The 12,372-nt window shown below is 64.3% G+C and carries 15 protein-coding genes and 1 pseudogene; 11 read left to right on the top strand and 5 right to left on the bottom strand.

Annotation, left to right across the window (positions count from 1 at the left end):
* Positions 1–555 carry an NUDIX hydrolase gene (locus CC207_RS09080; protein ID WP_028691599.1) on the bottom strand — a complete coding sequence of 185 codons (555 nt, stop codon included), beginning with the start codon at positions 553–555 and terminating at the stop codon, positions 1–3.
* A 137-nt stretch (positions 556–692) separates the two neighbouring features.
* Between CC207_RS09080 and CC207_RS09075 the strand changes: the two genes are divergently transcribed.
* From CC207_RS09075 to purT, 5 genes are all read left to right on the top strand, one after another.
* Positions 693–1,292, top strand: coding sequence for a CoA pyrophosphatase (locus CC207_RS09075; RefSeq protein ID WP_028691598.1), 600 nt, complete (start codon positions 693–695; stop codon positions 1,290–1,292).
* Between the two features lie 44 nt (positions 1,293–1,336).
* Positions 1,337–1,861 (top strand): gamma carbonic anhydrase family protein, encoded by a 525-nt coding sequence (locus tag CC207_RS09070; protein ID WP_069016784.1) that lies wholly within the window; start codon positions 1,337–1,339, stop codon positions 1,859–1,861.
* Positions 1,851–2,048: a DUF1289 domain-containing protein gene (locus CC207_RS09065; protein WP_028691596.1), complete on the top strand. Its 198-nt coding sequence runs from the start codon at positions 1,851–1,853 to the stop codon at positions 2,046–2,048. Before CC207_RS09070 ends, CC207_RS09065 begins: the two co-directional genes overlap by 11 nt.
* An 87-nt stretch (positions 2,049–2,135) precedes the next feature.
* The gene (locus tag CC207_RS09060) at positions 2,136–2,603 is read left to right on the top strand and encodes a VUT family protein (RefSeq protein ID WP_028691595.1); all 468 of its coding nucleotides are present in this window, start codon (positions 2,136–2,138) and stop codon (positions 2,601–2,603) included.
* 74 nt (positions 2,604–2,677) lie between these two features.
* Positions 2,678–3,859: a formate-dependent phosphoribosylglycinamide formyltransferase gene (gene purT, locus CC207_RS09055; protein ID WP_050704195.1), complete on the top strand. Its 1,182-nt coding sequence runs from the start codon at positions 2,678–2,680 to the stop codon at positions 3,857–3,859.
* A 78-nt stretch (positions 3,860–3,937) separates the two neighbouring features.
* Here purT and CC207_RS09050 read toward each other — a convergent pair whose 3' ends face one another.
* From CC207_RS09050 to CC207_RS09040, 3 genes are all read right to left on the bottom strand, one after another.
* Complete coding sequence (locus CC207_RS09050; RefSeq protein WP_062574980.1) at positions 3,938–5,242, bottom strand: MFS transporter; 1,305 nt, start codon at positions 5,240–5,242, stop codon at positions 3,938–3,940.
* A gap of 242 nt (positions 5,243–5,484) precedes the next feature.
* Positions 5,485–6,672, bottom strand: a complete 1,188-nt coding sequence (locus CC207_RS09045; RefSeq protein ID WP_088851965.1) for a transporter associated domain-containing protein — start codon at positions 6,670–6,672, stop codon at positions 5,485–5,487.
* 9 nt (positions 6,673–6,681) lie between these two features.
* The gene (locus CC207_RS09040; protein WP_088851964.1) at positions 6,682–7,491 is read right to left on the bottom strand and encodes an inner membrane protein YpjD; all 810 of its coding nucleotides are present in this window, start codon (positions 7,489–7,491) and stop codon (positions 6,682–6,684) included.
* 218 nt (positions 7,492–7,709) lie between these two features.
* Here CC207_RS09040 and ffh point away from each other — a divergent pair, with 218 nt between their 5' ends.
* The 6 genes from ffh to CC207_RS09010 all read left to right on the top strand — a co-directional run bounded on the left by ffh (position 7,710) and on the right by CC207_RS09010 (position 11,768).
* Positions 7,710–9,086 carry a signal recognition particle protein gene (gene ffh / locus CC207_RS09035; protein WP_088851963.1) on the top strand — a complete coding sequence of 459 codons (1,377 nt, stop codon included), beginning with the start codon at positions 7,710–7,712 and terminating at the stop codon, positions 9,084–9,086.
* A gap of 232 nt (positions 9,087–9,318) precedes the next feature.
* A complete protein-coding gene (gene rpsP / locus CC207_RS09030; protein ID WP_011535318.1) occupies positions 9,319–9,570 on the top strand; it encodes a 30S ribosomal protein S16 in 252 nt (83 codons plus the stop codon).
* 5 nt (positions 9,571–9,575) lie between these two features.
* Positions 9,576–10,112, top strand: coding sequence for a ribosome maturation factor RimM (rimM, locus tag CC207_RS09025; protein ID WP_028691589.1), 537 nt, complete (start codon positions 9,576–9,578; stop codon positions 10,110–10,112).
* A gap of 3 nt (positions 10,113–10,115) precedes the next feature.
* Positions 10,116–10,868 (top strand): tRNA (guanosine(37)-N1)-methyltransferase TrmD, encoded by a 753-nt coding sequence (gene trmD, locus CC207_RS09020; protein ID WP_028691588.1) that lies wholly within the window; start codon positions 10,116–10,118, stop codon positions 10,866–10,868.
* Positions 10,869–10,910: 42 nt separating this feature from the next.
* Positions 10,911–11,261 carry a 50S ribosomal protein L19 gene (gene rplS, locus CC207_RS09015; protein ID WP_011535315.1) on the top strand — a complete coding sequence of 117 codons (351 nt, stop codon included), beginning with the start codon at positions 10,911–10,913 and terminating at the stop codon, positions 11,259–11,261.
* Between the two features lie 99 nt (positions 11,262–11,360).
* The gene (locus CC207_RS09010) at positions 11,361–11,768 is read left to right on the top strand and encodes an acyl-CoA thioesterase (protein ID WP_023629813.1); all 408 of its coding nucleotides are present in this window, start codon (positions 11,361–11,363) and stop codon (positions 11,766–11,768) included.
* A gap of 19 nt (positions 11,769–11,787) precedes the next feature.
* On the opposite strand, the pseudogene CC207_RS27140 reads toward CC207_RS09010, so the two are convergent.
* Positions 11,788–12,372, bottom strand: a pseudogene (locus CC207_RS27140) (sodium:proton antiporter); the annotation flags it as partial.

Genomic DNA, 12,372 nt, shown 5'->3' with positions numbered 1-12,372 from the left:
TTAAATGGTGGGCGACGAAACGTTCATCGGCGGCAGGTATTCATGGCCTATGGGGTAGTGCTGCCTGATGCGGTCGCGATAATAGCATTCTAGTGTGCGTGTGACGGTGCGGAAAGCCAGCTCGCCCCAGGGGATCTCGTGTTCCTCGAACAGGCGCACCTCCAGGCTCTCGATGCCCACGGCGAAGTCCAGGTCGGCCAGCTCGGCACGGAAGAACACGTGTACCTGGTTGATGTGCGGCAGGTCGAACAGCTGGTACAGGCTCATCTCGGCTACCCGGGCGCAGGCCTCCTCGACGGTTTCGCGACGGGCGGCGGCATCCAGGGTCTCGCCGTTCTCCATGAACCCGGCGGGCAAGGTCCAGAAGCCCCGGCGCGGCTCGATGGCGCGGCGGCACAGCAGCACCTGGGAACGCCAGGTGGGCAGCACCCCGGCGACGATGTTGGGGTTCTGGTAGTGGATGGTCTGGCAATGGTCGCAGACATACCGCAGGCGGCTGTCGCCTTCGGGGATCCGCTGGGTGACCGGTTGGCCGCACGCGCTGCAGAATTTCATGCTTACATTCATTCCAATGGGGTCGGACTATCTTGGCGCGCCCGGCCCGCCCACCGCAAGCGGCCTGCGGGCGGGGCTTGGGTGCCTCGCGGCTTTGGTGCATCATGCAGGGCAGGCCTTGGACACGAGAGTGCGTAATGCTGGACGAGCTTCTTCGCCGAATGAGCAACCATACCCCCGCGTCACTGGAGACGGACCGCCGTTTCCCAGAAGCGGCGGTGTTGTTGCCCATTACCCGTAGCGAAGAGCCGGAGCTGGTGCTGACCCTGCGCGCCCAGGGCCTGTCGACCCACGGCGGCGAAGTTGCCTTTCCAGGCGGTCGGCGCGATCCGGAAGACCCCGACCTGGTGTTCACCGCCCTGCGCGAGGCCGAGGAAGAAATCGGCCTGCCGCCCGGGCTGGTCGAGGTGATCGGGCCGCTGAGCCCGGTGATCTCGTTGCACGGCCTGAAGGTGACACCGTTCGTCGGTTTGATCCCCGACTATGTCGAGTACCGCGCCAATGACGCCGAAATCGCCGCAGTGTTCACCGTGCCGCTGGCGTTCTTCCGTCAGGATCCCCGTGATCACACCCATCGCATCGACTACCAGGGGCGCAGCTGGTACGTGCCCAGCTACCGTTACGGCGACTACAAGATCTGGGGCTTGTCGGCGATCATGATCGTCGAACTGGTCAACCTGCTGTTCGATGCCGGCATCAGCCTGCACCAGCCACCCGAGCGTTTCATCAAGAACTGAGCGGGGTACACCCCGCCACCGCGTTCAACCGTGAGGAGCGATACATGAAATACCGCCTGGGCGACCTGCGGGTCGAGACCCATCCCGAGAGCTGGACCGCGCCCAACGCCACGCTGATCGGCAAGGTGCGCCTGCAGGCGCGTGCCAGCGTCTGGTTCGGCGCGGTGCTGCGCGGCGACAACGAGCTGATCGACATCGGCGAGGACAGCAACGTCCAGGACGGCACGGTGATGCACACCGACATGGGTGCGCCGCTGACCATCGGCCGTGGCGTGACCATCGGCCACAACGCCATGCTGCACGGCTGCACGGTCGGGGACTACAGCCTGATCGGCATCAACGCGGTGATTCTCAATGGGGCGCGGATCGGCAAGCATTGCATCATCGGCGCCAATGCGCTGATCCCCGAAGGCAAGGAAATTCCCGACGGTTCGCTGGTGATGGGCTCGCCGGGCAAAGTGGTGCGCGAGCTTACCGAGCAGCAGAAGCGCATGCTCGAGGCCAGCGCCGCGCACTACGTGCACAACGCCCAGCGCTATGCGCGTGAGCTGGTGATCGATGAAGACTGACGAACGGCCCGTGGCCTCGCCCTGCGTCAGCATCTGCGCGCTGGACGAGCAGGATATCTGCACCGGGTGCCAGCGCACGGTGGACGAGATCACCCGCTGGGGGCGGATGGACAACGAGCAGCGCCGGGAGGTGCTCAAAAAATGCCATGAGCGGGCGCTGGCGGCGGGGCTGGTGATTGGTCTGTAACACGGGACGCCGGTGGTGTGGGAGCGGGCTTGTCCCGCGATGGGGCCGGCGCTAATCTGTGCGGCTGGCCCACCGAACGCAAAGACCATGTTCTATCTCATCGCCTACATCAGCAGCGTGGTGCTGATCAACTACGCCTTTTCCAGCGCGCCGCACCTGGACGTGATCTGGTCCGCCTGGGGCGGATTGGTGTTCATCCTGCGCGACATGGTGCAGACCCGCTACGGCCACGGCGCGTTGCTGGCCATGCTGGCGGCGCTGGTGCTGTCCTACGCGACGTCGGAGCCGGCCATCGCCCTGGCCAGCGCCACCGCGTTCTTCGTCTCCGAGCTGATCGACTGGCTGGTGTTCAGCGTCACCCGACGGCCTTTGCGTGACCGCCTGTGGCTGAGTTCGGCGCTGAGCATCCCGGTCGACACCTTCATCTTCTTCGGCATGATCGGCGCGCTGACCCCGGCGGTGATCGGCACGGCGCTGGCCTCGAAGTTCGCCGGGGTAACGGCGGTCTGGTTGATCATGGCCTGGCGGGCACGGCGCGCGGTGGCCACATCCTGATGTAGAATACCGGTCCATTTTTCAGCGGGCGGCAGCCAGCGTGGCGCGGCCCCGGACGCCTTCGAGGACCTGAAATGACCCGTATCGGAACCCCATTGTCGCCCACCGCGACCCGTGTACTGCTGTGCGGCTGCGGCGAACTGGGCAAGGAAGTGGTGATCGAGCTGCAGCGCCTGGGTGTCGAGGTGATTGCCGTGGACCGTTACGCCAACGCGCCGGCCATGCAGGTCGCGCACCGCAGCCATGTGATCAACATGCTCGACGGCGTCGCCCTGCGCGCGGTGATCGAGGCTGAGAAACCGCACTACATCGTGCCCGAGATCGAGGCCATCGCCACCGCCACCTTGGTCGAGCTGGAAAACGAAGGCTTCAACGTGGTGCCCACCGCCCGCGCCACCCAGCTGACCATGAACCGCGAAGGCATCCGCCGCCTGGCGGCCGAAGAGCTCGACCTGCCGACTTCGCCGTATCACTTCGCCGACACCTACGAGGACTACGCCAAGGCCGTGGCCGACCTGGGCTACCCGTGCGTGGTCAAGCCGGTGATGAGCTCCTCGGGCAAGGGCCAGAGCCTGCTGCGTGGCGACGATGACCTGCGAAAAGCCTGGGACTACGCCCAGGAAGGTGGCCGCGCCGGCAAGGGCCGGGTGATCATCGAGGGCTTCATCGACTTTGAGTACGAGATCACCCTGCTGACCGTGCGCCATGTGGGCGGCACCACTTTCCTCGCGCCGGTCGGTCACCGTCAGGAGAAGGGCGACTATCAGGAGTCCTGGCAACCCCAGGCCATGAGCCCGAAGGCCTTGGCCGAGTCGCAGCGGGTGGCCCAGGCGGTCACCGACGCGTTGGGCGGGCGTGGTCTGTTCGGCGTGGAGCTGTTCGTCAAGGGCGACCAGGTGTGGTTCAGCGAGGTCTCGCCGCGTCCGCACGACACCGGCCTTGTGACCCTGATCTCCCAGGACCTGTCGCAGTTCGCCCTGCATGCCCGGGCCATTCTCGGCCTGCCGATCCCGGTGGTGCGCCAGTTCGGTCCATCGGCCTCGGCGGTGATCCTGCCGGAAGGCCAGTCGCAGCAGACCAGCTTCGCCAACCTCGGCGCCGCCCTGAGCGAGCCGGATACCGCCATTCGCCTGTTCGGCAAGCCGGAGATCAACGGCACCCGCCGCATGGGCGTGTGCCTGGCTCGCGACGAGTCGGTCGAGGCCGCCCGGGCCAAGGCGACCCGTGCTTCGCAAGCCGTGAAAGTCGAGTTCTGACCTGAAACGATCGCGGGGCAAGCCCGCTCCCACGCCAGTATCAGCCTGGCGTGGGAGCGGGCTTGCCCCGCGATTGCTTCAAAGCTCGGTATTGCGCGTCTCTTTCAGGCACAACACGGCAATCAGGCTGATCACCGCCGCCACTGACACATACCCTCCCACCCAGCTCAATCCCCCCATGCTCACCAGCTTCTGGGCAAAGAACGGTGCCGCCGAGGCGCCGACGATACCGCCCAGGTTGTAGGCCGCCGAGGCGCCGGTGTAGCGCACATGGGTCGGGAACAGCTCGGGCAGCAGCGCGCCCATCGGCGCGAAGGTCACCCCCATCAGGAACAGCTCGATGGCCAGGAACAGCGCCACGCCCGTGGTAGAGCCCGAGGTCAGCAGCGGTTCCATGGTGAAACCCGAGGCGATCGCCAGCAGGCCGCCGACCACCAGCACCGGCTTGCGCCCGTAACGGTCGCTGAGCCAGGCCGACAGCGGCGTGGCCAGGGCCATGAACACCACCGCGAAGCACAGCAGGCCGAGGAAGGTCTCGCGACTGTAGCCGAGGGTGGTCACGCCATAGCTGAGCGAGAATACCGTGGAGATGTAGAACAGCGCATAGCACACCACCATGGCCGCGGCGCCCAGCAGGGTCGGCAGCCAGTAGCGGGCGAACAGGTCGACCACCGGCATCTTCACCCGTTCGTGACGGGCGACCGCCTTGGCGAACACCGGGCTTTCCTCCAGCTTCAGGCGCACGTACAGGCCGACCAGCACCAGCGCCGCGCTGAGCAGGAACGGAATGCGCCAGCCCCATTCGCGGAACTGCTCGTCGCTGAGCACCAGGGCCAGGGTGAGGAACAGGCCGTTGGCGGCGAGAAAGCCGATCGACGGGCCCAGCTGCGGGAACATGCCGAACCAGGCGCGCTTGCCCTGTGGCGCGTTCTCGGTGGCCAGCAGCGCCGCGCCGCCCCATTCGCCGCCCAGCCCCAGGCCTTGGCCGAAGCGGAGCAGGCAAAGGATGATCGGCGCCCAGACGCCGATGCTGTCATAGCCGGGCAGCACGCCGATCAGCGTGGTGGACACGCCCATCAGCAGCAGCGAGGCGACCAGCGTCGACTTGCGCCCGATGCGGTCGCCAAAGTGGCCGAACAGCGCCGAGCCCAGCGGGCGGGCGAGGAAGGCGATACCAAAGGTGAGAAAGGCCGCGAGCATCTGCGCGGTGCCGGAGCCTGACGGGAAGAATACCGGCCCGATCACCAGCGCGGCGGCGGTGGCGTAGACGTAGAAATCGTAGAACTCGATGGCGGTGCCGATGAAACTGGCGGTGGCCACCCGGGCCGGCGAATTGACCGGTGTTGCCGAGGCAGGTTCGGCGTAGGTGCTGCTGGTAGTCATGCGAAGGTCCCTGACAGTCATGCTCCATGGGGCACGGCCCATGTGACGGGCACACGGGAGCCGGAGCGTATTGTTGTTGGTCGCGCGACTGACGATAGCCCAGGGGATAGGCGGTGAGCGGTTGCTGTTCGGGGTGCTGAAGCAGGACCGCGGGGCGTGTCAGTGGTGCGGACTGGCCGTCGGGCGCTGGGTGCGGATAGCGGGCGGGACGGCAGGGCTGGGTAAGCGTGTTTCGAGTATAGCTAGCGAGTCAGTGTCCAGACCAGTACCTTGCTCGCGCAATTATCCTCGGTTTCGAGGATTTCCAGCCGATATCTGCCAATTTTGAGACATACCGCGCTTGCCGGGATGCTTTCCAATGCCTCGGTGACCAGCCCGTTGAGGGTTTTCGGCCCGCCGTCGCAGGGCAGGTGCCAGCCAAGGGTGCGGTTGATCTCGCGCAGCGAGGCCGTCCCCTCGATGACGAAGCGGCCATCGGGTTGGGGGTGGACGTGAGGGTTGTCCAGGCTCTGCTCGTCCTCGAACTCGCCGACGATCTCCTCGAGGATATCCTCCAGGGTGACGATGCCCAGCACCTCGCCGTACTCGTCCACCACCACGCCCATGCGCCGCTGCTGCTTGTGGAAGTTCAGCAACTGCATCTGCAGCGGGGTGCTTTCGGGGACGAAGTAGGGTTCGTAACAGGCCGCCTGGAGTTTCTCAGGGGTCAGCTCGGCTCGCGGCAGCAGGTGGCTGATCAGCTTGGTGTTGAGTACCGCTTCGACCTGGTTGATGTCGTTGTGGTAGACCGGCAGGCGGGTGTGACGGCTGACGATCAGTTGCTCGATGATGCGTTCGATGGGGTCGTCGAGGTTGATGCCGTCGACTTCGTTTCGTGGCACGAGGATGTCGTTGACGGTGATCTTGTCCAGTGCCTGCAGGCCTTCGAGCAGGCCGTGGCGGGTGCTGTCAGTCGGGCCGTCCTGGTCGAAGTCGTCGTCTGCTTGCGGATGCAGGGCCACCGCCGTGGGTTGCGCGCGGAACGGGCGCAGGATCTGCTTGGCGCAGCCGTCGAGCAGGCAGCCCAGCGGCTGCAGCAGCGCCAGCGGCCATTTAAGCAGGTTATCGCCCAGACTCAGGAAGGCTTGCGGGTCGCGGCGGGCCAGGCGGCGTGGCAGGTAGTCGGCGAGCACCAGCAGGGTGAAGGCGGCCCCGAGGCCCGCCAGCCAGAAACCGTGCTCACCGTCGTAGCGCTGGCCGATCAGGCAGGCCAGGCCCAGCACCAGCAACTTGCCGAGGCTGGCGCCGAGCACCAGGCCCTGGGCGGGGAGAGTGGCGTCGCCCTGGCCAGTGGCTTGCTGGCGGGCGCTGTCGACCGCGGTGAACAACGCCGACCACAGCAGCGCCAGTGCGATGATGCCGAGCAGCGGGGCGTACGGCAGGGTGTCCATGGGCGACCGTCAGATATGCAGGATGAATTCGCGGACCAGCTTGCTGCCGAAATAGGCCAGCATCAGCAGGCAGAAGCCGGCCAGGGTCCAGCGGATAGCCTTGTGCCCGCGCCAGCCGAGGCGGGTACGGCCCCACAGCAGCACGCTGAACACGACCCAGGCCACGCAGGCCAGCAGGGTCTTGTGCACCAGATGCTGGGCGAACAGGTTGTCGAGGAACAGCCAGCCGGAGATCAGCGACAGCGACAGCAGCACCCAGCCGGCCCAGAGGAAGCCGAACAGCAGGCTTTCCATGGTCTGCAGCGGCGGGAAGTTGCGGATCAGCCCGGACGGATGCTTGTGTTTGAGCTGGTGGTCCTGCAGCAACAGCAGCAGGGCCTGGAACACGGCGATGGTGAACAGGCCGTAGGCCAGGATCGACAGCAGGATGTGCGCGAGAATGCCGGGCTCTTCGTTGATCAGCGGCACCGTGCCGGGCGGGGCGAACTGGGCCAGCAGCGCGGTCACCGCGCCAAGCGGGAACAGCAGCACCAGCAGGTTCTCCACCGGGATGCTCAGGCAGGCGAGCAGGGTCAGGCCGATCACCGCCACGGCGATCAGGCTGGCGGCGCTGAAGAAGTCCAGGCTCAGGCCCAGGGGCGTGATCAGCTGGAAGAACAGGGCGCCGCCCTGGGCGACCACCGCCAACGTGCCGAGCAGGCCCAGCAGCCGTTTGTCGGCGCGGGCGCCACGGGCCAGCCCGGTGGCCTGGTAGACGGACGCGGCCAGATAGAGGAAGGCAGCGAGCAGATTGGGGATGAGGCTGGGTGAAGAGAACATAAGTCCTGGCAGGCAAGCCCTAAAGGGACGGAGTTTGGCATAGATCGCGGTGGGCAAGGAAGACTGCGTGTCAATCGTGGGGCTAGCCGGTGGTCCCGAGCGAGGTGTGCGTAGGAAGCAGTCTCCGCTATAATCGCCGCCTTGCTCTGCCCGGCGCGTGTACATGTTCACCTGGGCATCTGAAAAACCTCGGCTTCACTGGGCCTGAAAGGATCACCATGTTCGAAAACCTGACCGACCGCCTGTCACAGACGCTACGCCATGTCACCGGCAAGGCCAAGCTGACCGAAGACAACATCAAGGACACGCTGCGCGAAGTGCGCATGGCCCTGCTCGAGGCCGACGTCGCCCTGCCGGTGGTCAAGGATTTCGTCAACAGCGTCAAGGAGCGCGCGGTCGGCACTGAGGTGTCGCGCAGCCTGACGCCAGGCCAGGCCTTCGTGAAGATCGTCCAGGCCGAGCTGGAAAGCCTGATGGGCGCGGCCAACGAAGAGCTGACGCTCAACGCCGCGCCGCCTGCCGTGGTGCTGATGGCCGGTCTGCAAGGTGCCGGTAAGACCACCACCGCCGGCAAGCTGGCGCGTCACCTGAAAGAGCGCAAGAAGAAGAGCGTGATGGTGGTGTCGGCCGACGTCTACCGTCCGGCGGCGATCAAGCAGCTCGAAACCCTGGCTAACGATATCGGGGTGACCTTCTTCCCGTCCGATATCAGCCAGAAGCCAGTGGCCATCGCCGAGGCGGCGATCCGCGAGGCCAAGCTCAAGTTCATCGACGTGGTGATCGTCGATACCGCCGGTCGCCTGCATGTCGACGCCGACATGATGGACGAGATCAAGGCCCTGCATGCTGCGGTCAAGCCGATCGAGACCCTGTTCGTGGTCGACGCCATGACCGGCCAGGACGCGGCCAACACCGCCAAGGCCTTCGGCGACGCCCTGCCGCTGACCGGCGTGGTGCTGACCAAGGTCGACGGCGACGCCCGTGGCGGTGCCGCGCTGTCGGTGCGCGCCATCACCGGCAAGCCGATCAAGTTCATCGGCATGGGCGAGAAAACCGAGGCCCTGGAACCGTTCCACCCTGATCGCATTGCCTCGCGCATCCTTGGCATGGGCGATGTGCTCAGCCTGATCGAGCAGGCCGAGCAGAGCATCGACAAGGCCAAGGCCGACAAGCTGGCCAAGAAGCTGAAGAAGGGCAAGGGCTTCGATCTCGAGGACTTCCGCGACCAACTGCAGCAGATGAAGAACATGGGCGGTCTCGGCGGCCTGATGGACAAGCTGCCGAGCATCGGTGGCGTGAACCTGTCGCAGATGGGCAATGCCCAGGGCGCGGCCGAGAAGCAGTTCAAGCAGATGGAGGCGATCATCAACTCCATGACGCCGGCCGAGCGTCGCGACCCCGACCTGATCAGCGGTTCGCGCAAGCGCCGCATCGCCCTCGGTTCCGGCACCCAGGTGCAGGACATCGGTCGCTTGATCAAGCAGCACAAGCAGATGCAGAAGATGATGAAGAAATTCTCCGCCAAGGGCGGCATGGCCAAGATGATGCGTGGCCTTGGCGGGATGCTGCCGGGTGGCGGCATGCCGAAACTGTAAAAGAATCCGGCGGGCTTCCTTATATGAGGAAGTCTGCCAGACCCCCGCTATGGCGGGATCATGGCCGCCGCGAGGTGGCCCAAACCGGCAGAACTGATCGGCAGGCCCCGGCATTGCCGAAAAAGGCATTTGCAAATGTCCGTGTATTCCCCGAGAATATGCGGCCTTTTGGGCACCCGTGTGCCCATTGGGCATTCAGTTTTGCAGCACCGACTATAGGAACGATGTTCACATGGTAACCATTCGTCTGGCCCGTGGCGGCTCGAAAAAGCGCCCATTCTACCACCTGACCGTGACCAACTCGCGTAACGCCCGTGACGGCCGTTTCGTTGAGCGCGTTGGCTTCTTCAACCCGATCGCATCGGGCGCCGAAGTCAAGCTGTCGGTCAACCAAGAGCGCGTCACCTACTGGCTGAGCCAGGGCGCACAGCCGTCTGAGCGTGTTGCTCAGCTGCTGAAGGAAGCTGCCAAGGCTGCAGCCTGAGCAGTATGAACGCGACGCCAGAAAAGGCTGACGACCTCATCGTCGTTGGCAAGATTTTTTCGGTTCACGGCGTTCGCGGCGAGGTGAAGGTGTATTCCTTTACCGATCCGATTGAAAACCTGTTGGATTATCCGCGCTGGACGCTCAAGCACGAAGGCAAGGTAAAACAGGTCGAGCTGGTCAGCGGTCGTGGCTCCCAGAAGGGCCTGGTCGTAAAACTCAAAGGCCTCGATGATCGTGATGAAGCCCGTCTTCTGAGCGGTTACGAAATCTGCATACCGCGGAGCCTTTTGCCCAACCTGGCAGCCGACGAGTACTACTGGTACCAGTTGGTGGGCCTGAAGGTCATCAATCAGGACGAACAGCTGTTCGGCAAGATCGATCACCTGTTGGAGACCGGCGCGAACGATGTAATGGTGGTCAAACCCTGCGCAGGCAGCCTGGATGATCGCGAGCGTCTGTTGCCCTATACCGGGCAATGCGTGCTGGCAATCGACCTGGAAGCAGGCGTAATGCGGGTTGAGTGGGACGCGGACTTCTAGACGATGGGTAACCTTCGCGTAGACGTCATCACGTTGTTCCCCGAGATGTTCTCGGCCATCACGGAGTACGGCATTACCAGCCGCGCGGTGAAACAGGGGTTGCTGCAAGTGACCTGCTGGAATCCGCGGGACTACACCACAGATCGCCACCACACCGTGGACGATCGGCCGTTTGGCGGTGGTCCGGGCATGGTGATGAAGATCAAGCCTCTGGAAGACGCCCTGGTTAGCGCCAGGCAGGCGACCGGAGCATCGGCAAAGGTGATCTACCTTTCGCCACAAGGCCGCAAGCTGACCCAGCAAGCGGTCAAAGGCCTGGCCGAACAGGAATCGTTGATCCTGATCGCCGGTCGTTATGAAGGCATCGACGAGCGCTTTATCGAGGCTCATGTCGATGAGGAGTGGTCGATTGGCGACTATGTGCTTTCCGGTGGCGAGCTGCCGGCCATGGTACTGATCGATGCGGTTACACGGCTGCTGCCCGGAGCTTTAGGGCATGTGGACTCGGCGGAGGAAGACTCTTTCACCGACGGTCTGCTGGATTGCCCGCATTACACCCGACCCGAGGTGTATGCGGATCAGCGTGTTCCCGACGTGTTGCTAAGTGGCAACCATGCACATATCCGGCGTTGGCGGATGAAGCAGTCCCTTGGTAGGACCTTCGAACGACGCGCCGATCTTCTGGAAAGTCGCTCGCTTTCTGGAGAAGAGAAGAAGCTGCTCGAGGAATACATCCGCGAGCGGGACGATAGTTAAACGTATCGATGGTGGATCAAGTATCCATCTTAGGAGCACAGCATGACCAACAAGATCATCCAGCAGCTCGAAGCCGAGCAGATGAGCAAAGAGATCCCGACCTTCGCACCAGGCGACACCGTTGTCGTCCAGGTTAAAGTGAAGGAAGGCGACCGCTCGCGTCTGCAAGCGTTCGAAGGCGTCGTTATCGCCAAGCGTAACCGCGGTCTGAACAGCGCCTTCACCGTGCGCAAGATCTCCAGCGGCGTTGGCGTAGAGCGTACCTTCCAGACCTACAGCCCGCAGATCGACAGCCTGGCCGTGAAACGTCGTGGTGACGTGCGTAAAGCCAAGCTGTACTACCTGCGCGACCTGTCCGGCAAAGCCGCTCGCATCAAGGAAAAACTGTCCTGAGTACAGTTTGCCTGGCGGCCTAGGCCGCCTTGCGAGAAAAAAGCAGCCTTCGGGCTGCTTTTTTGTTTTCTGAAACCCGCCCTTGCGATGTGACCGAAAATGACCACCCGAGACCAGGAAATCCAGCGCCGCACCGAGCTTTCGGTGACCCGCGTGACCAAAGCGGTGTTCCCCAACACCACCAACCACCACAACACCTTGTTCGGCGGTACCGCCCTGGCGTGGATGGACGAAGTGTCGTTCATTGCCGCCACCCGATTCTGCCGGCTGCCACTGGTGACCGTGTCCACCGATCGTATCGACTTCAAGCACCCGATCCCGGCCGGTTCGATCGTTGAGCTGGTGGGCACGGTGATCAAGGTCGGCAACACCAGCCTGCAGGTGCAGGTGGATGTGTTCGTCGAGAACATGTACCTCGACGGGCGGGAGCGGGCGATCCATGGCGTGTTCAGCTTCGTCGCCATCGACGAGGACAAGCGCCCGGTGCCGGTGCTGCCGTTGGCCTGATTGCCGGGCCATTCGTAAGTCAATGCGCTACGGGCTGCTCGGTCAGTTCCGGCTCCACCAGCGCCACCAGTGTCCACCCAGGCTGCGGCTTGAGCGGGTTGTCCGGGCTGGCCACATGCACCCAGCCTTGCCCGTCCCGGGCGAACAGCAGCGTGGCCCGCGGGCCATGCAGGTGCTGGTAGTCGTCCCAGCCGAAGGCCTCGGTCAACGTGGTGCTGTACAGCTCGGCACCCTGGTGCAACAGCTTGGCCAGTTGCCCATAGGTCATCGGGCTCGACCCGAGTAATTGTCCGCGATGTTCCTCGCTGGCCCGATGCTTGTCGCTGCGCTTTTTTTCAAGACCGCTGGCCAGCACGAACAATCGGGCCTGGCCAAAGTCATGGCGAAAGCGCGCGCAGGCCAGGGCGTTGAGCTCGCCCGCCGGTGACAGCCCCAGCAGATGGCCCAGGCCGACCAGGTCGAGGTGGGCGTCGGCGTGCTGCGAGGCGGGGTTGCCGAAGTAGGTCGGCAGGTTGTCCATGCGCGCGGCGCGGATGTTCTCCCAGCTCGAGTCGGTCAGCAGCACCCGGCAACCCAGTTGCTGCAGGGCCTTGGCGATGACCCG

It is taken from the genome of Pseudomonas sp. DrBHI1 (genome assembly GCF_002205115.1).
In the GTDB taxonomy this organism is placed as follows: Bacteria; Pseudomonadota; Gammaproteobacteria; order Pseudomonadales; family Pseudomonadaceae; genus Aquipseudomonas; species Aquipseudomonas mosselii.
This window is presented reverse-complemented; position numbering and strand designations above follow the sequence as displayed.